This is a genomic window from Pseudomonas fluorescens (assembly GCF_012974785.1).
Classification (GTDB): domain Bacteria; phylum Pseudomonadota; class Gammaproteobacteria; order Pseudomonadales; family Pseudomonadaceae; genus Aquipseudomonas; species Aquipseudomonas fluorescens_BT.
Genome location: NZ_CP027561.1, coordinates 36577 through 57699 on the forward strand (window position 1 = coordinate 36577; position 21123 = coordinate 57699).

Sequence of the window (21123 nt, forward strand, 5' to 3'; positions counted from 1 at the left end):
CTTCGCGAGCAAGCTCGCTCCCACATTTGAAACGTATTCCCTTGTGGGAGCGAGCTTGCTGGCGAAAGCGATCTGTCTGACGACACGGATCTCCAATTCAGCCGTACGGAAGCTTGTTATGCGTTGCCTGTTGTTCGCTTGCCTGTTGCTCGGTGCCCTGCCCGCCTTCGCCCTGGATCGTTTTCAGGTCGAAGGCTATGCGCTGCCCAACGGTTTGCAATTGCTGCTCAAGCCCGGCACCGAGCGTGGACATGTGGCGATCCGGCTGGTGATCGGTGTCGGTCTCGATGATTTCGACTGCAATGAAAAGGAGCTGCCGCACCTGCTCGAACACTTGTTGTTCAGCGGCATAGACGCCACCGGCGAAGGCGGCCTCGAAGAGCGCATGCAGGCACTGGGCGGTGACTGGAACGCCTTCACCAGCAACGCCGACACCACGTTCGTCATCGAAGCCCCGGCGAAAAACCAGCGCAAGGTGCTCGATCTGTTGCTGGATCTGCTGACCCAGACCCGTTTCGACGACAACGCGATCAACGCCGCCAAACGAGTGGTCGAGCGCGAGGATGGCGGCCATTACACCCGCCTGCGGCGCTTTCTCGATCGTCAGGACCTGGGCCACAGCGCGAGCAATCAACTGGCGGTAGAGCTGGGCTTGAAGTGCTCGCAACGGGCCGAAGTCGATGGCCTGACCCGTGAACAGCTGGATAAGGTGCGCAAAGCCTGGTACGCGCCAAACAATATGACCCTGATCGTCGTCGGCGACCTCGACAAGTTGCTGCCGGCCTATCTGGAGCGGGCCTGGGGCGCACTTGAAGCGGTCGACCCGAGCGAACATCGTCCGTTGCCGGACATCCGTGCCAGCGCCGCCCACGAACGCACGATCACACGCGGCTTCGTCGGTAACAGCGCCAAGCTGCACTGGCTGGTGCCGGAGCCGGTGCTGGACGATCAGTACGACCAGACTTTCGATCTGCTCAAGGAATATCTGGAGTGGGCGCTGTACCGCCAATTGCGCCTGAACCACGGTTTGTCCTACGGGCCCTGGGCCGAGCGCGAGGTGTTCGGCGGCGTTGGCTTCATGAGCCTCAACGCCGACCTGGATCGCGGCGATATCGCCGAAGCCGAACAGGTGCTGGAAGGCCTCAAGGCGGACCTGCTGAAAAACGGTCTCGATGCCGACACGTTCAACCGTATCAAGCAAGCAGCCATCGCCCATCAGGCCTGGGCCGTGCAGGGCAACAGCGGCATGGCCGACTATTACTGGAGCGCGCTGGGCGACTACGAAGATGGCCGCTTCGCCGATCCCGCCAGGGAACTGCAAGGGGTCACGCTGGACGCGGCGAACAAGGCCATGCGCGAGTTGCTGTTGCAGCCGGGGTATCTGCGGATCGAGAAGCCGCTGCTCAGTGACGATCAGGTGGTTTGGCTGATCGGCGGCGGATTGGGCGCCGTGTTACTGATCCTGCTCGGCTGGCGCCTGCATAGACGCCAGTCCGTGCATTCAGACTGATCGACAGCCTCGCCACAGCCCCCGGCGGGCGGTACTCTGTCGAGGTTTTTTTCTTCGACTGTCGTGAATCGCCCAAATGCCCAAATTGACCCTCCTGATCCAGCGCATCCTCGAACTGATGAAGCGCTACCCCGGGGTCATTGCGCTCGGCGGTTTCATCTCCGGAGTCGGCAGTTTCATCCTGGTCGACCGGCAACAGGGGCTGGCGAGCTGGATCACCACGATCATGCTGCTGAGCTGGATCTGGCTGATGCTGGAAAACAGCCTGACCGAGCTGTTCACCCGGGTTTTCAAACGGGAAATCCCCCAGCCGCTGCTGCGTTATGCGACGCAGATGATCCACCAGGAGAGCCTGTTTTTCGTCCTGCCGTTCTTCTTCATCACCACCACCTGGAACAGCGGTCAACTGGTGTTCACCGGTCTGCTGTGCATCGCCGCGCTGATCTCGATCGTCGACCCGCTCTACTACAAATGGCTGGCGCCGCGGCGCTGGGCGTTCCTGGCGTTGCATACCCTGACGCTGTTCGCTGCCCTGCTCACCGCGCTGCCGGTGATCATGCACCTGACCACCTCGCAGAGTTTCAAGTGGGCGCTGGGGACTGCCGTGGTGCTGTCGTTCCCGAGTCTGGCGTCGATCTTCCCGATCCGCACCGTGCGCAACGCGCTCGCGATCCTCAGCATCACCATCGGTATCGGCGGCGTCGGCTGGGTGCTGCGTTCGTGGGTGCCGCCGGCAACGCTGTGGATGACCGACGTGGCGATCAGCACCCAGGTGCAGGATCGCGTCCCCGGCGCCAGCCTGGAGCAAGTCAGTGCCGAGCAGATCCGCAACGGCGGGCTTTACGCCTATACCGCGATCAACGCACCGCGCGGGCTCGATGAGCGGATCTACCATGTGTGGCAGTTCAACGGCAAAGAGGTCGACCGGATCGCCCTCGACATCCACGGCGGGCGCAAGGAAGGCTATCGGGCGTGGACCCACAAGCAGGTTTTCCCCGGCAACCCGGTGGGTGACTGGCAGGTGCGGGTGCTGACCGAAGACGACCAGGTGATCGGCGTGCTGCGCTTCGAAGTCACGGACAGCACACCGACCAAAGAAAAGTAATCCGGTTCGTGCTATTACGTAGGTTCGCGAATTTAGCCGAACAAGCACGGAGCTTATGACCAGCAGCTCGATGACCGGTAATGCCCGTCTGGACACCTCGATCAGCCCTGCCCGCCTGCGGGTCACCGGGGACTGGACGCTTGCTCATTACGCCGAGCTCAAGCACCTGAGCGAAACGCTCCGCGGTCAGTACGACGCCAGCACCCCCATCGACCTCAACGGCCTCGGCGCCCTGGACACCGCTGGCGCCTCGCTGCTGGTGGAACTGCTCGGCTCCGAGCGTCTGGGCCAATCCGCCGAACACCCCGATTGCACGATTTCCACGGCCGACCGCGCGTTGCTGCAAACCGTCTATCGCTCGCTGACCGACTTCTGCGTGCCGGTCAAGGAACCGGAAATCAGCGTCAGCGTGCAATTGCTGACCCGCATCGGCCGGGCCGTCGACACGGTGTGGCAAGACACCCTGCAACTGCTCGGCTTCGTCGGCCTGATTCTTGAGACCATCGCCCGAAGCCTGTTTCGCCCCAAGCGCTGGCGGATCACGCCGATGATTGCGCACATCGAACAGACGGGCCTCGACGCTGCACCTATCGTGGCGTTGCTGACCTTTCTGGTGGGCGCCGTGGTGGCGTTTCTCGGCGCGACGGTGCTGGCCAGTTTCGGCGCCAGCGTGTTCACCGTGGACCTGGTGGGCTTCGCCTTCCTGCGCGAATTCGGCGTGTTGCTCACGGCGATCCTGATGGCCGGCCGCACCGCCAGTGCCTTTACCGCGCAGATCGGCTCGATGAAGGCCAACGAGGAAATCGACGCCATCCGCACCCTCGGCCTCGACCCCATGGAATTGCTGGTGGTGCCGCGGGTGCTGGCTTTGCTGGTGGCGCTGCCGATGCTGACCTTTCTGGCGATGATCTGCGGGATCATCGGCGGCGCGGTGGTCTGCGCGGTGTCGCTGGATATCTCGCCGGCGATGTTCCTGTCGCTGCTGCAAAGCGACATAGGGATTCAACATTTCCTGGTTGGCCTGGTCAAAGCCCCGATCTTTGCGTTCCTGATCGCCGCCATTGGCTGTCTGGAAGGCTTCAAGGTCAGCGGCAGCGCCGAATCGGTCGGCGCCCACACCACCTCCAGTGTGGTGCAATCGATTTTCGTGGTGATCGTGCTCGATGCGGTCGCCGCGTTGTTCTTCATGGAGATGGGTTGGTGAGTCGTCTACCCCGCACGCCCTCCGAGGCGGTGATCGAAGTCCGTGGCCTGTGTAATCGCTTCGGCCGCCAGAGCGTGCACGAGAACCTCGACCTGGACTTGTACAAAGGCGAGATCCTGGCCGTGGTCGGCGGCTCCGGCAGCGGCAAGTCGGTGTTGCTGCGCAGCATCGTCGGCCTGCGCCAGCCCAGTGAAGGCATGGTCAAAGTATTCGGTCAGAACCTGCCGAGCCTGCCGGAACATGAGCGTTCGCTGATCGAGCGGCGTTTCGGTGTGCTGTTTCAGAAAGGCGCGCTGTTTTCATCGCTGACCGTAACCGAGAACGTCGCCCTGCCCCTGATCGAACACGCCGGCCTCAGCCGCGACGACGCCGAGCATCTGGCGGCGGTGAAGCTGGCGCTGGCCGGGCTGCCGCTGTCGGCGGCGGACAAGTACCCTGCCTCGCTGTCCGGCGGCATGATCAAACGCGCGGCGCTGGCACGGGCGCTGGCGCTGGACCCGGACATCCTGTTTCTCGACGAACCCACTGCCGGCCTTGATCCGATTGGCGCGGCGCAGTTCGACCAATTGATTCTGACGCTGCGCGATGCGCTGGGCCTGAGCGTGTTTCTGGTAACCCACGACCTCGACACGCTCTACACCATCACCGACCGGGTGGCGGTGCTGGCGCAGAAGAAAGTGCTGGTGGCAGGCCCCATCGACGTGGTCTCGGAAACCGACGACGCGTGGATTCACGAATATTTCCACGGCCCTCGCGGCCGCTCGGCGCTTGACGCCGCCAAACTGCTCAACGAGGTCTGACATGGAAACCCGAGCCCATCATGTGTTGATCGGCCTGTTCACGGTGATTGTGGTGGCGGGCGCCCTGCTCTTCGGTCTGTGGCTGGCCAAGTCCAGTGTCGACACCGAGTTCAAGGATTATGAAATCGTCTTCAACGAGGCGGTCAGCGGCCTGTCCCGGGGCAGCCCGGTGCAGTACAGCGGGATCAAGGTCGGCGATGTGGTCAGCCTGCGCCTCGACCCGAAAGACCCGCGTCGGGTGCTGGCACGGATTCGTCTGGCGGGCGACACGCCGGTCAAGGAAGACACCGAGGCCAAACTCGCTCTGGCCGGGATCACCGGCACCTCGATCATCCAGCTCAGCGGGGGTACGCCGCAAAGCCCGAAACTCAAGGGCCATGACGGCAATCTGCCGACCATCGTCGCCTCGCCCTCGCCCATCTCGAGGCTGCTCAGTGACAGCAACGATTTGATGAGCGGGGTCACGACGTTGCTCAGTAATGCCAATCAGATGTTCTCCGCCGACAACATCGAGCGCGTCAGCAAAACCCTCGAACACCTGGAACAGACCACCGGTTCGATCAACGATCAGCGCGGTGACCTGCGTCAGGCCATGCAGCAACTGGCGACGGTCGGCAAACAGGCGGGCAACATGCTCGAACAGACGTCTGCGCTGATGCGCAACGCCAACGGCCTGCTCAACGATCAGGGCAAACAGGCGCTGGGCAGTGCCGAACAGGCGATGAAATCCCTGGAGCAAAGCAGCGTCACCATCAACGGCCTGCTCAGCAAGAATCAGAATTCCCTCGACAGCGGCATGCAGGGTCTCAACGGTCTGGCCCCGGCGATCCGCGAACTGCGTGAAACCCTGAATTCGCTGCGCGCCATTTCCCAACGCCTGGAGGCCAACCCCAGTGGTTACCTGCTGGGCAGTGACAAGAACAAGGAGTTCACGCCATGAAGCTGACTCACCTCGCCCTCCTCGCCGGCTTCACGCTGATCAGCGCGTGTTCGATCCTGCCCAAGTCCGAACCGTCGGATGTCTATCGCCTGCCGGCGGCACAGGCGCCCGCCTCGGCCAGTTCGGCGGCGACACAGCACTGGTCGCTGCGCCTGAACAAACTGCAGGCCAGCGAAGCGCTGAACCGGCCGGGCATCGCGGTGATTCCTCAGGGTGATGTGATCAGCACTTATAAGGCCTCGCGCTGGAGCGATCCGGCACCGGTGCTGGTGCGTAACCGGTTGCTCGATGGCTTCCAGCGCGATGGCCGGGTATCGCTGTTGAGCACCGATGACAGCAACTTCCAGGCGGACCTGGAACTGGGCGGTAGCCTGCAGGCGTTTCAGACCGAGTATCAGGGCCCGCAGGCCAGCGTGGTGGTGCGGGTGGATGCATTGCTGGTGCGCGGTTATGACCAGCGGATTCTCGCCAGTCGCCGCTTCGAAGAGCGTCAGCCGCTCAATGATGTGAAAGTCCCGGCGGTGGTTGCCGGGTTTGGTCAGGCCAGTGATCGGCTCACCGCGAAGGTGGTGGCGTGGGCGGTGGAGCAAGGGCAGAAAGTTGCCCCACCTGCCCGGCCTTGAGCCTTAACCGAAGAACCAGTAGCAGACGCCAATAGCGCCGAGCACGCCCGCGAGTTCGGCCAGCAGCGCGCAACCCACGGCATGCCGGGCGCGCTGGATGCCCACGGCGCCGAAGTACACCGCCAGTACGTAGAACGTGGTTTCGGTGCTGCCCTGGATCGTCGCCGCGACCAACGCCGGGAAGCTGTCCACGCCCGAGGTCTTCATGGTTTCGATCAGCATCGCCCGGGCGGCGCTGCCCGAGAACGGTTTGACCATCGCGGTCGGCAGCGCATCGACAAAGCGCGTGTCCCAGCCGGCCCACTGCACCAGATGACGGATGCCGTCTAGCCCGAAATCCAAAGCGCCTGATGCGCGCAACACGCCGATGGCGCAGAGCATCGCCACCAGATACGGCAGCAGGTTCTTGGCGACGTCGAAACCTTCCTTCGCACCTTCGACGAACGCCTCGTAGACCTTCACCTTGCGCAAGGCGCCGATCACCAGGAACAACATGATCAGACCGAACAGCGTCAGGTTGCCGAGGATCGACGACAGCCCTGCCAGCGCAGTGGCCGACATCGTTGCGAGCAACGCCATGAAGCCGCCGAGGATCAGCGCGCCGGGAATCAGGTAGGCCAGCACCACTGGGTCCCAGACCCGCAGGCGCTGCATGAGCGCCACCGACAGGAAGCCGACGATGGTCGAGCAACTGGTGGCCAAAAGGATTGGCAGGAACACCAGCGTCGGGTCCGGCGCGCCTTGCTGGGCGCGGTACATGAAGATCGTTACCGGCAACAGGGTCAGGGATGACGCGTTGAGCACCAGAAACAGGATCTGCGCGTTACTGGCGATGGTGGAACTGGGGTTGAGCTCTTGCAGCGCCTTCATGGCTTTAAGGCCGATCGGCGTGGCGGCGTTGTCCAGGCCCAGGCCGTTGGCGGCAAAGTTGAGGGTGATCAGGCCGATGGCCGGATGCCCCGCCGGCACTTCCGGCATCAGCCGCAGGAACAGCGGGCCTAGCGCTTTGGCCAGCCATTCGACGATCCCGGCCTTCTCGGCGATGCGCAGGAAGCCCAGCCACAGGGTCAGCGTGCCGAACAGCAGCACCATGACCTCGACCGACAGCTTGGCCATGGCAAAAATGCTTTCCACCATCGCCGCGAAGATCCCGGCGTTGCCGCCGATCAGCCATTGCCCCAGCGCCGAAACGGCCGCCACGATGAAGAAGCCAAGCCACAGGCCATTAAGCATCAGTCAAATCCCCCGGAAGATGCGGCGAATGATAGCGGGGTCGCCAGAAACGACAAACCCCGGATTTCTCCGGGGTTTGTCAGGGCTACACAGGGGCGACGATCAGTTCTTGGAAATCTCGCCGGCCGGCAGTTTTTCCTTGCTGCGCCAGTGCGGCAGCGAGTTCCAGTAGCGCTGGCCCTTGGCGTCGTCGTACATGCCTTCCCAACGGGCGATGACCAGTACGGCGAGGGCGTTGCCGATCACGTTCAGGGCGGTACGCGCCATGTCCATCACACGGTCGACACCGGCGATGAAGGCCAGGCCTTCCAGCGGAATACCCACGCTGCCCAGGGTGGCCAGCAGTACCACGAAGGACACACCCGGTACGCCGGCGATGCCTTTGGAGGTGACCATCAGGGTCAGAACCAGCAGCAGTTGCTGGCTGATCGACAGGTCGATGCCGTACAGCTGGGCAATGAAGATCGCCGCGATGGACTGGTACAGGGTCGAACCGTCGAGGTTGAACGAGTAACCGGTCGGCACCACGAAGCTGCAGATGGCTTTCGGTGCGCCGTAGGCTTCCATCTTCTCGATCACGCGTGGCAGTACGGTTTCCGAAGAAGCGGTGGAGTACGCCAGGACCAGCTCATCCTTGAAGATGCGCATCAGCTTGATCACCGAGAAGCCGAACATCTTGGCGATCAGACCCAGAATCACGAAGGCGAAGAAGGCGATGGCGACGTAAACCAGGATCACCAGCTTGGCCAGTGGCAGCAGCGAGGCGAAACCGAAGTTGGCCACGGTCACCGCGATCAGGGCGAACACGCCGATCGGGGCGTAGTTCATGATCATGTGGGTGACTTTGAACATGCTTTCCGAGACGCCCTGGAACATCTTCACCAGCGGCTCGCGCAGGTCCGACTGCAGGCTCGACAGACCGAGACCGAACAGCACGGAGAAGAAGATGATCGGCAGCATCTCGCCGCGGGCCATGGCGGCGAAGATGTTCGACGGGATCAGGTTGAGGATGGTCTCGATGAACGCGTGTTCATGCTGTACTTCGGCGGCGGTCGCCTGGTACTTGGAGATGTCCACGGTGCCCAGAGTGCTCATGTCGATGCCGGCACCCGGATGGAACAGGTTGGCCAGCAGCAGGCCGACGACAATGGCGATGGTGGTGACGATTTCGAAGTAGATGATGGTCTTGAGGCCGATACGCCCGAGCTTCTTGGCGTCGCCCACGCCGGCGATGCCGACGATCAGGGAAGAGATGACGATCGGGATCACGATCATCTTGATCAGACGGATAAAGATATCGCCTGCCGGTTGCAGGACGTTGCTGATCCACCAGGCCTTCTCGGCACTGAAATGGTTGAGCAACGCACCGATTGCAATCCCCAATACCAGACCGATGAGGATCTGCCAGGCGAGGCTAAGCTTTGCCTTCTTCATATTCTTTACCCTTACTTGCGTTTGACTCAAGGCACATGCAGGAACTGGAACGCTCTTGGCGGAAAAGTCTGTGCATCTGCCTCCGTATAAGGTGCCCCGAAGCGCGTGTTTACGGCTCTCCGGCAGGCGAAAAAAGGCGCAACTATTCCCATGCGGGGTTGCGCCGTCTAATGCCGTAAACGCCTACCCTATGCCGAATCGGCATGAGCTTTTTTAAATGAAACTGGCGTCCCAACCGGTTCGAATACGACATTTCGGCAGGCATAAGTGCCGTGAACCGGCCATTACAGCGTAGGTTGGTTATTTTTTGAACGAGTGATTTCGTCGAAAAATTTAGGAAAAAGCCTACGTCCGGAAACTAAATGTCCGACTTACTCGATCGACTCTTTCTAGATATACGGTCGCCAGGAAACACCGCGAAATGCTTTCGCACGCAGTGTGAGCGATAAAACGACGAGCAGAACGCTCTGGATCAACGTTTTGTCACGTTGAAAGCTCAGCGCAAGTCCGTCGAACCGTTCCGGTTGGCGAACTTGCGTCGCAGCTTTTACCCTGACCCGGCCCTCATCGCAGGCACTCCCTGTACCCGTAGGTCACTCCGACCCTGCAACAGTCAGAACGTCCCGGCCCCCTGGTCATGCACCGGCCTTCCTCGGGCGGGCGCAATGGAGGACAGCCTTTCAGCTGCCCTCATGTTCAATACCAGTTCGGATCCTTCTTGAGCGTTTCCATCAACAGATTCTGCATGCCCTGATCGGGTTTGCCGAGGAAGCGGTAGGTGGCATGTCGCGTTGGCGACTTGTCGGCCGGCAGTCCTTCAGGCACATCGACGAGCATGGCGTAAGCGTGTTTCTTGTCGAAGCTGAACGCGACGATCAAGCGGTGGTTGAGGCACTTGTCCTGCGATTCGCAGAGCGGCCCGACCAGGTACTTGTCGCCATCTTCAGTGACGGCATTCATCTGTTGGTCTGGCGTACCGGAGAGGTTCATCACCCATTCCGGCAGGCGTTCTTCCTTCTTCACCACGCCTTCCCAGGTCTCCCTGTATTGCGGGTCTGAACTCAACAGTTCGTTGACCCGCGTCTGGCCATCATTGGCCGCCATCGCCATGGCACTGCCGCCCAGAAGCAGGGCGGCTGCCAGTGTCTTTAGAGCACTCATGGTCAACCTCGGCCGCGACGGCCGAAAAAGAACGAGGCGATGAACATCACCAGGAATACGACAAAGAGAATCTTGGCGATACCCGTGGCGGTGCCCGCGATACCACCGAAGCCCAGTACCGCAGCGATGATGGCAATGATCAGGAATGTGATTGCCCAGCTCAACATGGTGATTCTCCTTGTTTCTATTTAGGGATGTTGCCGGTCTCGGCGCAGCGGCGCCCAGATTCGTGGATCAGAAAACCCAGCGTTCTTCACGCGGCATGTCGCCCAGCGGCTGAGGCTGGTCGACATCCATCATGCGCATTGCGCCGCTTTCGGCGTGGCTGCTGTTGACGGCGCTGAAGTGTGTCTGCGTCGCGTGTTGCATGGAAATCAGGGGTTCAGGGTGCTGACTCTGTTCCCAGCGCAGGTACTGCTGGCAGGCGAGCAGGGTGATCAACAGCGCGAGTGCGCCAAACAGGCCCTGCTGAAGATGCAGGGGCGAGATACGCAGTTGGGCGGCACGTTGGCGAGTCATCCTGGGTTCCTCACTCTTATTGGGTTAGGGCAGTGCTTATCTGCCCGGGCTGAGAGAGGTATTGCAGCCGGCATGCCAGCTTTTTTGTTTAAAAAAATTCAATAAAATCAGATAGTTATGAGTGGTGTGAAAATTTATGACGACGCATCCTGCACGATGGGTCATCCACGGTCGTGCGAAATGCACGAATGTTTCGTAGGAGAAATCATTCTTTTTGAATTGAGAGCAGGGTGTGGATGTCAGAAACATAAGCAGGCAAATGCCTGAAAAGCGTCGATTTGGAAAAAAATCAACAAAATCAGCTAATTAGCCGTTAGAGCAGGAGAGAGCTACCCTGCTATGACTGGAATCGATCAGAATCAACCATGCAACTTGCCCGATTTTTCCGGGACTAACCCAAGACATTCACTTATGGAGCGTAGGAAAAATGGAATCAGCCACTGAGCATCAAGGCCGCATTCTGCTGGTGGATGATGAATCCGCCATCCTGCGAACCTTCCGTTATTGCCTCGAAGACGAAGGCTATACGGTTGCCACCGCCAACAGCGCGGCCCAGGCCGATGCGCTGTTGCAGCGTCAGGTGTTCGATCTGTGCTTTCTTGATCTGCGCCTCGGCGAAGACAACGGTCTCGACGTGCTGGCGCAGATGCGCATTCAGGCGCCATGGATGCGGGTGGTGATCGTCACCGCCCATTCGGCTGTCGATACGGCGGTCGATGCCATTCAGGCCGGTGCCGCCGACTACCTGGTCAAACCCTGCAGCCCTGACCAGTTGCGCCTGGCCACCGCCAAGCAGCTTGAAGTACGCCAGTTGTCTGCGCGTCTGGAAGCCCTCGAAGGCGAGATTCGCAAACCCAAGGACGGACTCGATTCCCACAGCCCGGCGATGAAAGTCGTTCTGGAAACGGCGCGGCAAGTGGCGAGTACTGACGCCAATATCCTGATCCTCGGCGAGTCCGGCACCGGCAAAGGTGAACTGGCCCGGGCCATTCACGGCTGGAGCAAGCGCGAGAAGAAATCCTGCGTCACCATCAATTGCCCGTCGCTGACTGCTGAACTGATGGAAAGCGAGCTGTTCGGTCACAGTCGCGGTGCGTTCACCGGGGCCAGCGAAAGCACCCTGGGCCGGGTCAACCAGGCAGATGGCGGTACGCTGTTTCTCGACGAGATCGGCGATTTTCCTCTGACGTTGCAACCCAAGTTGCTGCGTTTCATCCAGGACAAGGAATACGAGCGGGTAGGGGATCCGGTCACCCGCCGCGCCGATGTACGCATTCTCGCGGCGACCAACCTCAACCTTGAAGACATGGTGCGCGACGGTCGTTTCCGAGAAGACCTGCTGTATCGCCTGAACGTCATCACCCTGCATTTGCCTCCATTGCGCGAGCGGGCCGAAGACATCCTGACCCTGGCCGACCGCTTCCTGGCCCGCTTCGTGAAGGAATATGCCCGTCCCGCCCGCGGCTTCAGCGACGAGGCTCGGGAAGCGCTGTTGGGTTACCGCTGGCCAGGCAACATCCGTGAGCTGCGCAACGTGGTCGAGCGGGCGAGTATCATTTGTCCGCAGGAGCGTGTAGAGATCAGCCACCTCGGCATGGCTGAACAGCCGGCCAACAATGCCCCGCGGGTTGGCGCGGCCCTGAGTCTCGATGAGCTCGAGAAGGCTCACATCGGCGCGGTGCTGGCGACCGCCGGCACCCTCGACCAGGCTGCCAAGACTCTCGGGATCGATGCCTCGACCCTGTATCGCAAGCGCAAGCAGTACAACCTGTGAGCGTGCGCCGATGAAACTGGCGATGAAGTTGCGGACCCGCTTGTTCCTGAGCATTTCCGCGCTGATCACCGTGGCCTTGCTCGGGCTGATGCTCGGGCTGGTCAGCGTGATGCAAATGGCCGGTACTCAGGAGGCATTGATCCGCAACAATTTCGTCACCCTCGATCTTGGGCTCAAGCTGCGTCAGACCTTGGGCGATCAATTGATCATGATGCTGGCCGAGAAGCCCGATCCGGTGGCCTTCGAAGCGTCCAAGCAGCGTTACTTCGAACTGCTCGACGAGGGCATCGCCCAGGAACAGAAAGACGATGGACGCCAGTACGGGTTCAGTCAGGCCAAGGCGGATTATCTGAATTTCCTCCAGGCGTTCGATGTTTCCCGCGACCCCGCTGCAGCCCTGAGTGGCAGTGGCGATCTGCGCGAGCGCTTCAACACCCTGCGCAACGGGTTGATCGCCGAGCACAAGCACGCGCTGGATAACATCAACTCCGTACAACACGCCGCCCGCGACCGGGCCTTGCTGATTGCCGGCCTGCTCGGGCTGGTGGGGCTGGCGGTGTTGATCATCGGTTTCATCACCGCCCAGGGGATTGCCCGCCGGTTTGGGGCTCCGATCGAAGCCCTGGCGAAAGCGGCAGACAACATCGGCCAAGGCAATTTCGAAGTAACCCTGCCGGTGTCCTCGGCCATGGAAATCAATCTGCTGACCCGGCGCTTCGGGTTGATGGCCGAAGCCCTTCGCGAGCATCAGGCGACCAATGTCGACGAACTGCTGGCCGGCCAGCAGCGCTTGCAGGCGGTGCTCGACAGCATCGACGACGGTCTGCTGATGATCGACCGTCAGGGGCACCTTGAGCACTTGAACCCGGTGGCACAGCGACAACTGGGCTGGGACAGTGACCGTTTCGGCCAGGGACTGGGCAGCGCCTTGCAGCGTCCGGAACTGGATGCGCAACTGCAACTGGTATTGCGCGGCGGCACCCTTGAGCGCGCACCGGAAGACTTGAGCGTCGAGGTCGATGGCGAATCCCGGCTGCTGACTTACAGCCTGACCCCGGTCAGCCATACCCAGGGCCATATTCTCGGCGCGGTGATGGTGCTGCACGACGTCACCGAACAGCGCGCGTTCGAGCGGGTGCGCAGCGAATTCGTGCTGCGTGCTTCCCACGAACTGCGTACGCCGGTGACCGGCATGCACATGGCGTTCGGGCTGTTTCGTGAACGGGCAAAGTTCCCGGCGGAGTCCCGTGAGTCCGATCTGCTCGATACCGTCAACGAAGAGATGCAGCGCTTGATGCAGTTGATCAATGATCTGCTGAATTTTTCGCGCTACCAGAGCGGCCTGCAGAAACTCACGCTGGCGCCGTGTTCCATCGAGGATTTGCTGGCCCAGGCGCAATTGCGTTTTGCCGATGCGGCGGCGCAGAAGGGGGTGGCGTTGAATGTCGAGGTGCAGAGCCCTTTGCCACGTTTGCAGGCCGATCAGGCCCAGTTGGATCGAGTTCTGGACAACCTGATCGACAACGCCTTGCGCCACACCGCCCGCGACGGGCAGATCCGCTTGCAGGCGCGCCGCCACGGCGAGCGGGTGATCATCAGTGTCGAGGACAATGGTGAAGGTATTGCCTACGGCCAGCAGGGCCGGATTTTCGAACCTTTCGTACAGGTCGGGCGCAAGAAGGGTGGCGCCGGGCTCGGATTGGCATTGTGCAAGGAAATTGTCCAGCTGCATGGCGGGCGGATGGGCGTCTATTCGCGGCCGGGGCAGGGCACGCAGTTCTACATGGCGCTGGCAGTTTAGGCTTCGTCGTCCATCCGGCGGCCGGCGAGCCGTCGTCCTCGGGTGATCAGCTCAATGAATTGCACGGCGCTCAAGGCATGGGCGAACAGCCAGCCCTGACCGAACTTCACGCCTTCGCTGCTGAGCAGCGCCGCTTGGGATTCATATTCGATACCCTCGGCGATCACTTTCAGATCCAGTGCCTGAGCCATGTGAATGATGTGCGGCGCGACACCGCTGCTGGCCGCGTCATGGCCGAGGGCGTCGATGAAGGCCTTGTCGATTTTCAGGCAGTCCACCGGCAGGGTCTGCAGGTAGGCGAGGCTGCAATAGCCGGTGCCGAAATCGTCGATCAGCACTTGGTGGCCCACATCGCGCAACGCTTGCAGGTTTTCCCGGGCCACCACTACATCGATCAGGCCGCGCTCGGTCACTTCAAATGCGATTTGCCGCGCCGCCACCCGATGCAGGCTTAGCAGCCGCGCCATGACCTGGCCGATGCGCGGCACCATCACATCGCATGCCGCCAGATTCACTGAGATATACAACTGCGGATTGGCCCGCAGCAGTTGGCCCAGTTGCTCCAACAGGCGCTGGAGGACGAAGTCTGTCATCTGGCGAATCTGCCCGGTGTTTTCCGCCATCGGGATGAACAGATCGGGACTGGTCAGCGTGCCATCCGGCCGGCGCCAGCGCAGCAGGGCTTCGGCGCCGACGCAGTTGCGGCTGTCGAGATCGAAGATCGGTTGATACAAAACCTGCAGTTCGCCCCGGCGAATGGCTCCGTGCAGTTCGGCGTCCAGTGACTGGCGCTGGCGCACGACCCAGAACACCACCACCCCCACCAATGCACCCAGCACCACACAGAACGGCACCATCCACCACCACAATTGCGGGATATGCATGCCGGTACGCGGTGTGATCAATACCAATTGATATTCCGGATTGTCGGTCGGCATGCGATAGATGAGACGGGTCTGAGTCACCTGCAGCGCGTCGGTGGATTGCGGCGGCCACGGTTCAGTCGGCGGCCAGGCCTGTGGCACGCCGAGCACTGGAATCGCCCGGGTCCCGTGATCCAGCACCACCAGCAGGCTGCTGTCGGGGGACAGGTCGACCATGTCGGTCAAATGCCCGCGAGAGGTGGCCACACGAAAGTTGCCGCGTCCGAGCATCAGCGCCGCGCGGTTTTCGTCGGGTTCGGTGGTGGTGTTCAGCCAATAGCTGTAGGTCGGGCCCTTGATGTCCGGCGGACGGACGACTGACAGGCCTTCCTGGCGCGGACGGTTCGAGCAGATGCGCGAAGCATCCATGTAGGCCGCTTCATAGACAAAGCGATAGTTGAAGGTCACCTGCTGCAATGTAGCGATCATCTCGTCGTCGCAGCTGCGCAGGGGCTGGGCCTCGAGGTCGTCGAGGCTTTCACGCAACTGGCCGAACAACTGCTCCAGGCGGGCCAGGAAGCGCTCACCCTGGGCGTTCATTTCCTGGCTTTCGCTCTGTTCGACCTGGTGCATAGCCACGAACAACCCGCCAGTGATCAGCAGGCCTGCGCTGAGGACAGCCGCCAGCATCGCCAGAAACCACGGACGATAAAACCAGCTGCGCAGTGTCTCTCGGGTGGCAACCATCATGGATATCCGAAGAGTTACCAATGAGTTATAGCTGCTGATTGCCTTTTCGCCCTGACCGTCGGGCGGGCGTCATTATTTTGTCTGATTCAACACCAGCAGCAACGCTGCGGTTTGCGCGTCCGGCATACCGTCGAAGCGGGAAGGGCGGAAGTGCATCTGAAAGGCTGCGAGAACATGACGGGTTGCCACATCCAGTTCGCCGTTCTGCGGCGTCGCGTAGCCCAGGCGTGCCAGTTGTGTCTGGAACCAGCTGATGCTCGGCAACTCGACGTCGAAACGAACTTGCTGACGGGCTACCGCCTGCTCATCGGGCCACAAGCCAAGGCCTTCGGCAGCCAGGCGCTTCCACGGGAACAATGGGCCCGGATCAAGCTTGCGCAGCGGTGCGATATCGCTGTGACCGATGATGTGATCCGGGCTGATCCCGTTGCGTTTACTGATGTCCCGGAGCAGCACGATCAGCGACTGTACCTGGGCCTCACTGTATGGATACCACACGCGTCCGGTCGGCGTGTCCTTGAAGCCTGGGTTGACGATTTCGATGCCGATGGAGCTTGAGTTCAGCCAGGTACGGCCTTGCCATTCGCTTTCGCCGGCATGCCAGGCACGGAGGTTTTCGTCCATCAGCTTGTAGATCGTGCCGTTCCTGTCATCGCCGATCAGGTAGTGGCTGCTGACTTCACCGTGGGTCAGTAGTTGCAGTGAACGCTCAAGGGAGGCGGAGGTGTAATGCACGATCACGAATTGCGCGCGGCTGTCGTGATTGGCAGAAGGATGGCTGGTGTCGTAGCGCGGTCCGCTGGCACAACCGGACAGAATGAGCAGCGATGCGATGAGGGCAAGGAATTTCATGGCAGTACACGTCAGTCAGTAATGCAACAGTGTAACGTACTGACTTGCATGCGAACGGCAAAAGGGCTCATTTAAATGAAATGGAACAATTGTCTTCAGCCCAGCTCCACCCGGTTACGTCCTGCATTTTTTGCCCGGTACAGTGCCTGATCGGCTCTTTTGAGCACAAGATCGCTGTGTTCTCCTGGCCTGAACGCTGCCAGTCCCATTGAAATGGTGATCGTCACCCGCTCGCCCTTGAAGTGAAACGGGCAGGCCTCGATGGCGGCGCGCAGGGTTTCCAGCAGTTTGGCACCGACGGCCGGCGTGGTGGCCGGCAGGAGCAGGACGAACTCCTCGCCGCCGAACCGGGCAATGAAATCGCTGTCACGCAGGCGCTTGCGCAGCACTGTGGCGATGATCTTCAACACCTTGTCGCCGGCCAGGTGCCCGTAGCTGTCGTTGATCCGTTTGAAGTGATCAAGGTCGAGCATGGCCAGGCTCAGGGTATTGCCATGCTGCTGCCATTGGGCGATTTCGTGGTCGAGCCGTTCGCCCCAGGCGGCGCGGTTGGGCAGCCCGGTAAGCGGATCGATCAGGGCTTTCTGGCGTTGCTCTTCAAGGTGTTCGCGGTAGCCGAGGGCTTCCTGCTCCATATGCGCCACGCGTTCGGCGAGGCTCTTCAAGCGGCCAGCCACCTCCTGTTCACGGGCGTCGCGCTGTTTCTGATGCTGGTCCATCGTGCCGAGCAGGCCTTCGAGGTGGTTTTCCAATACCTGCTTGAGGTCGTCCAGGTCTGCCGCTTCCTGCACGCTGTTCTGCAGGCCGTCGACCTGTTCACGGATCTGCGTGTCCATCGCTCGCGCCGCAGAGCTGTTGTCGGCGTGACCTTCGCTGGCGGCCTGCAGGTTGCTCTGGAACGCTTCGAGGCGTTCGTTGAGCTGCTGCAGATACGCCTCGAATTCGTGCTGGCCGCTATCGGTGATGGCCAGCATCAACGTCGCAAGATCGTCGAGGATCGGCAGCAATTCGTACCAGTTCAAGCCATTTTTCAGCCGGTCACGCATGGCTTCGGCTTGCGGGCGGTGACGCTCCGGCAGGGTCAGGTCATCCAGCAGCCCGATCAGCGTGTCTTCGATGTGCTTGGCCACCGAGCTGTAGGAGGGTTCGGGCGAATCCGGCAGGGCGTAGAGAATGTCATGCTCGGACTGCTCCGGATCGATGGCCGCGAGGGCCTGCGCGATGGGCTCGGGCAGGGGCAGGCTGTCGAGGAAAACCGGGGGCGGGTTGTCGCCGGGGTGGATCAGTTCGTCAGGATTGATGGCCGTTGGTGCCGACGGAGTGAAGACCGGAGGCGGCGCGAAGGTTGGCGGCTCTGATTCCGGCCCGGCTGGTTCCGGTTCGCCGGGAGTGGTAACGACTTCTGGAGGGATCCGGACCGGCTCGAAGGCCACCACTTCCGGCTCTGCAACATGCTCTGGTGTTGATAGTGGTGCGGGTGCTGAAGCCTGCGTTGGTGCGACAAGAGGTATGGCGACCGGTGCTTCGCTGACAGTGGCGATGGCTGCCGGTTCGGCGATTGCGACAGGCGCTTCTGGCATTGGCGCGCTTTCAGGCGCAGCGGGTGGTTGCGCTGGCTGAACGGCAGGAGACTTCACGACAGGCTGAGCCGCAGGTGCAGACGCTTCCTCGCTGTCGCGGCTGCCGAACAGGCGCTGCAACAATCCCGGACGTCCCGGTTCCGCCGGCGTCTCCAGTTGGCTCAACGCCTTGCCCTGCAAACCGCTGAGCTCGCTGAGCAGCAGCGGCATTTCCCGCGCCTGGCTGACCCGGCCATCAAGCTGCTTGGCGAATTTCTTCAGTGGCTGAGCGACATCCCGGGGCAGGGGGAGCGATTGCAGCTGAGCCACCAGCGAGTTCAGGGCGGTGCTGACCTGCTCGATCCGGGTTTCACGGCGTTGCTCGGAGTCGAGCACGGCTTTTTCAAGACGCGGCAACAGGGCGGCGAGTCTGGCATCCATGTCGTCGGTGCGCACCACGTCGCGCATTTCCTTCATGCATTGGTCGACCACGCGGTCGGTGCCTTCCGCCGCGAGAGTGCTACGCACCAGGCCGCGGCGCAGCAGGTCGAGCCGGGCGTCCCATCGACGTTCGAGCTTTTCCTGTTGTTCGATGCTTTTGAGGTATTTCTCTTTCCAGCGCTGGGCTTCGTCGCTCATTCAGGCGTTCCGCGAGGGGCAGGACTCAACGCGGGCAATGCATCGGCCGTGAGCGAACCCGGCAGACGAATCTCTACCGCGACGGGCAGGTGATCGGAAATCGGTTGGGCCAGCACTTCGACCTTTTCCAGGGTCAGGGTCGGGCTGAGCAGAATATGGTCCAGGCAACGCTGCGGGCGCCAGCTGGGGAATGTCGCTTCGAGTTGCGGAGCCAGCAGGCCGAGGTCGCGCAAGGGCGAGTGCTGCAGCAGGTCGCTGGCATGGGTGTTCATGTCACCCATCAGCACCTGATGCTTGTAGCCGCCGATCAGCTCGCGGATATAGGCCAGTTGCAGGGTGCGTACCCGGGCGCCGAGCGCCAGGTGCATCATCACCACCACCAGTGCCTCGGGACCTTCGCCGAAGCGCACCAGAATCGCCCCGCGACCTTTCGGTCCCGGCAGCGGATGGTCTTCGATCGCCCACGGACGCAGACGGCTGAGCACACCGTTGCTGTGCTGGGCCAGTCGGCCGAGGTTGCGATTGAGTTGTTGGTACCAGTAGGGGAAGGCGCCGAGCTGAGCCAGATGTTCGACCTGATTGACGTAGCCTGAACGCAGGCTGCCGCCATCGGCTTCCTGCAGGGCGACCAGATCGAAGTCGCCGAGCAGATTGCCGATCTTCTGCAGATTGCCGGAGCGGCCGGGGTGCGGCAGCAGATGCTGCCAGCTGCGAGTCAGGTAGTGCCGATAACGCTCGGTACTGATGCCGACCTGGATATTGAAGCTGAGCAAGCGCAAACGGCTGTCTGCGGGCAGGCCCGTGGATTCCAGGTGATGCTCGTTGACCTGCGGATCATGCAGGCCGACGAGACGTTCGGTTCCCCAGCGGCGCATGGCGACAGCCGCGCTTAGTTGGCGGCTGCCTTGTTGGCCGCTCGCTCTTTGGCAACCAGCTGGTCAGCCAGTTTCAGTGCTTCTTCGGCGCCGCCGGCAGAGCCGATGTCGAAGCGGTACTTGCCGTTGACGATCATGGTTGGAACGCCGGAGATTTCATATTTCTTGGCCAGTTCACGAGCCTTGACGATCTGGCCCTTGATGGCGAAGGAGTCGAAAGTGGCCAGGAACTTGTCCTTGTCCACGCCCTGGGTGGCGAGGAAGTCGGCCATGTCGTTCTTGTCGGTCAGCTTCTTGTGTTCTTTCTGGATCGCGTTGAACACGGCAGCGTGAACACTGTGCTCGACACCCATGGCTTCCAGGGTCAGGAACATCTGACCGTGAGCGTCCCACGGGCCGCCGAACATGGCAGGGATGCGTACGAAGTTGACGTCGGAAGGCAGTTTTTCAACCCATGGATTGATCACCGGCTCGAACGCGTAGCAGTGCGGGCAGCCGTACCAGAACAGCTCCACCACTTCGATCTTGCCAGGCACGGCAACCGGTACCGGGTTGCTCAGTTCGACGTAAGGGGCAGCAGGGGCTTCGGCGGCCTGGGCGGTCACGCCGAACAGGCTGGCAGCGACGAGGGCGGCGCTGATGATCAGATTACGCATGCTTTACTCCTGGACAATTTTGGTCGCCTCGCGCGACCTGTTTTCAGACAGATCCTGGCGGGCATGAGTTCTGTAGTGTAACGGCAGCGGCCACAAAAAAGGGCGGCCAAAGCCACCCTTTTTATACTTCATGCAACGGATTAATCGAGCGTTAACGTGGCAGGCATGGGCCATCGCACGCAACCCTCGAATCGCGCGTCTTAGTGCAGGCCTTGAATGTAGCTGGAGACCGCCGCGATGTCCTCGTCGCTCAGCTTGCGAGCTATGGTGCGCATAGTCATGGCATCGCCGTCGTTGCTGCGACCGGCCTCTTCCTTGCGGAAATCGGTCAGCTGCTTGGCGATGTATTGAGCGTGCTGGCCACCCAGGTGCGGGAAGCCGGCGGCGGCATTGCCCGCGCCGTTCGGCGAGTGGCAACCGGTGCAGGCGGGCAGGCCTTTTTCCAGGTTTCCGCCACGGAACAGCGCTTCACCGCGAGCGACGATCTTCGGATCGGCTGCGCCGACGCTGCCTTTCTGGCTGGCGAAATAGGCGGCGATGTCAGAGAGGTCCTGATCGCTAAGATTGGTCAGCAGCCCGGTCATTTCCAGAACGGTGCGCTTGCCCGACTTGATGTCGTGCAGCTGCTTGGTCAGGTAGCGTTCACCCTGTCCGGCCAGTTTTGGAAAGTTTGGCGCCATGCTGTTGCCATCCGGGCCATGGCAAGCCCCGCATACGGCCGCTTTCGCCTGGCCTGCGGCGGCATCGCCTGCAGCATGGGCGAAGCCTGAGATTCCCACGGTCAACAGCAGACTCACGATCAGTTTGTTCATCAGCTAATCCAAC

At 61.4% G+C, this 21123-nt stretch carries 19 protein-coding genes; 8 read left to right on the forward strand and 11 right to left on the reverse strand.

Annotation, left to right across the window (positions count from 1 at the left end):
• The first annotated feature begins 118 nt into the window (after nucleotides 1-118).
• The 6 genes from C6Y56_RS00170 (at nucleotide 119) to C6Y56_RS00195 (ending at nucleotide 6182) form a co-directional block, all read left to right on the forward strand.
• The gene (locus C6Y56_RS00170; protein ID WP_169428239.1) at nucleotides 119-1510 is read left to right on the forward strand and encodes a M16 family metallopeptidase; all 1392 of its coding nucleotides are present in this window, start codon (nucleotides 119-121) and stop codon (nucleotides 1508-1510) included.
• 76 nt (nucleotides 1511-1586) lie between these two features.
• A complete protein-coding gene (locus C6Y56_RS00175) occupies nucleotides 1587-2615 on the forward strand; it encodes a DUF5924 family protein (RefSeq protein ID WP_169428240.1) in 1029 nt (342 codons plus the stop codon).
• A 55-nt stretch (nucleotides 2616-2670) separates the two neighbouring features.
• Entirely contained in the window at nucleotides 2671-3819 is a 1149-nt protein-coding gene (locus C6Y56_RS00180) for an ABC transporter permease (protein ID WP_169428241.1), read from the forward strand.
• Nucleotides 3816-4619 carry an ABC transporter ATP-binding protein gene (locus C6Y56_RS00185; RefSeq protein ID WP_169428242.1) on the forward strand — a complete coding sequence of 268 codons (804 nt, stop codon included), beginning with the start codon at nucleotides 3816-3818 and terminating at the stop codon, nucleotides 4617-4619. The genes C6Y56_RS00180 and C6Y56_RS00185 overlap by 4 nt, the downstream gene beginning before the upstream one ends.
• A gap of 1 nt (nucleotide 4620) precedes the next feature.
• Complete coding sequence (locus tag C6Y56_RS00190; RefSeq protein WP_169428243.1) at nucleotides 4621-5559, forward strand: MlaD family protein; 939 nt, start codon at nucleotides 4621-4623, stop codon at nucleotides 5557-5559.
• Complete coding sequence (locus C6Y56_RS00195) at nucleotides 5556-6182, forward strand: ABC-type transport auxiliary lipoprotein family protein (RefSeq protein WP_169428244.1); 627 nt, start codon at nucleotides 5556-5558, stop codon at nucleotides 6180-6182. The genes C6Y56_RS00190 and C6Y56_RS00195 overlap by 4 nt, the downstream gene beginning before the upstream one ends.
• Before the next feature lie 3 nt (nucleotides 6183-6185).
• On the opposite strand, the gene C6Y56_RS00200 is transcribed toward C6Y56_RS00195, so the two are convergent.
• From C6Y56_RS00200 to C6Y56_RS00220, 5 genes are all read right to left on the reverse strand, one after another.
• On the reverse strand, nucleotides 6186-7415 hold the full coding sequence (locus C6Y56_RS00200; protein WP_169428245.1) for a nucleoside recognition domain-containing protein: 1230 nt from the start codon (nucleotides 7413-7415) through the stop codon (nucleotides 6186-6188).
• Nucleotides 7416-7517: 102 nt separating this feature from the next.
• Nucleotides 7518-8849 carry a glutamate/aspartate:proton symporter GltP gene (gene gltP / locus C6Y56_RS00205; RefSeq protein WP_064379587.1) on the reverse strand — a complete coding sequence of 444 codons (1332 nt, stop codon included), beginning with the start codon at nucleotides 8847-8849 and terminating at the stop codon, nucleotides 7518-7520.
• 696 nt (nucleotides 8850-9545) lie between these two features.
• Nucleotides 9546-10010: an inhibitor of vertebrate lysozyme family protein gene (locus C6Y56_RS00210; RefSeq protein ID WP_169428246.1), complete on the reverse strand. Its 465-nt coding sequence runs from the start codon at nucleotides 10008-10010 to the stop codon at nucleotides 9546-9548.
• Nucleotides 10011-10012: 2 nt separating this feature from the next.
• Nucleotides 10013-10177, reverse strand: a complete 165-nt coding sequence (locus C6Y56_RS00215; protein ID WP_003177151.1) for a DUF1328 domain-containing protein — start codon at nucleotides 10175-10177, stop codon at nucleotides 10013-10015.
• A 67-nt stretch (nucleotides 10178-10244) separates the two neighbouring features.
• Nucleotides 10245-10529 (reverse strand): hypothetical protein, encoded by a 285-nt coding sequence (locus C6Y56_RS00220; RefSeq protein WP_169428247.1) that lies wholly within the window; start codon nucleotides 10527-10529, stop codon nucleotides 10245-10247.
• A gap of 427 nt (nucleotides 10530-10956) precedes the next feature.
• Here C6Y56_RS00220 and algB point away from each other — a divergent pair, with 427 nt between their 5' ends.
• Together algB and C6Y56_RS00230 are read left to right on the forward strand one after the other, a co-directional pair.
• A complete protein-coding gene (algB, locus tag C6Y56_RS00225) occupies nucleotides 10957-12303 on the forward strand; it encodes a sigma-54-dependent response regulator transcription factor AlgB (protein WP_025112294.1) in 1347 nt (448 codons plus the stop codon).
• 10 nt (nucleotides 12304-12313) lie between these two features.
• On the forward strand, nucleotides 12314-14104 hold the full coding sequence (locus C6Y56_RS00230; protein WP_169428248.1) for a KinB sensor domain-containing domain: 1791 nt from the start codon (nucleotides 12314-12316) through the stop codon (nucleotides 14102-14104).
• On the opposite strand, the gene C6Y56_RS00235 is transcribed toward C6Y56_RS00230, so the two are convergent.
• From C6Y56_RS00235 to C6Y56_RS00260, 6 genes are all read right to left on the reverse strand, one after another.
• Nucleotides 14101-15717: an EAL domain-containing protein gene (locus tag C6Y56_RS00235; protein ID WP_169428249.1), complete on the reverse strand. Its 1617-nt coding sequence runs from the start codon at nucleotides 15715-15717 to the stop codon at nucleotides 14101-14103. The genes C6Y56_RS00230 and C6Y56_RS00235 overlap by 4 nt on opposite strands.
• A 72-nt stretch (nucleotides 15718-15789) precedes the next feature.
• Complete coding sequence (locus C6Y56_RS00240) at nucleotides 15790-16569, reverse strand: N-acetylmuramoyl-L-alanine amidase (protein ID WP_169428250.1); 780 nt, start codon at nucleotides 16567-16569, stop codon at nucleotides 15790-15792.
• A 95-nt stretch (nucleotides 16570-16664) separates the two neighbouring features.
• Nucleotides 16665-18767 carry a diguanylate cyclase gene (locus tag C6Y56_RS00245; RefSeq protein ID WP_169428251.1) on the reverse strand — a complete coding sequence of 701 codons (2103 nt, stop codon included), beginning with the start codon at nucleotides 18765-18767 and terminating at the stop codon, nucleotides 16665-16667.
• The gene (locus C6Y56_RS00250) at nucleotides 18764-19642 is read right to left on the reverse strand and encodes an endonuclease/exonuclease/phosphatase family protein (RefSeq protein ID WP_169428252.1); all 879 of its coding nucleotides are present in this window, start codon (nucleotides 19640-19642) and stop codon (nucleotides 18764-18766) included. Before C6Y56_RS00250 ends, C6Y56_RS00245 begins: the two co-directional genes overlap by 4 nt.
• Before the next feature lie 14 nt (nucleotides 19643-19656).
• A complete protein-coding gene (locus C6Y56_RS00255; RefSeq protein WP_085713046.1) occupies nucleotides 19657-20298 on the reverse strand; it encodes a thiol:disulfide interchange protein DsbA/DsbL in 642 nt (213 codons plus the stop codon).
• 200 nt (nucleotides 20299-20498) lie between these two features.
• The gene (locus C6Y56_RS00260; protein ID WP_169428253.1) at nucleotides 20499-21110 is read right to left on the reverse strand and encodes a c-type cytochrome; all 612 of its coding nucleotides are present in this window, start codon (nucleotides 21108-21110) and stop codon (nucleotides 20499-20501) included.
• Nucleotides 21111-21123 lie beyond the last annotated feature (13 nt).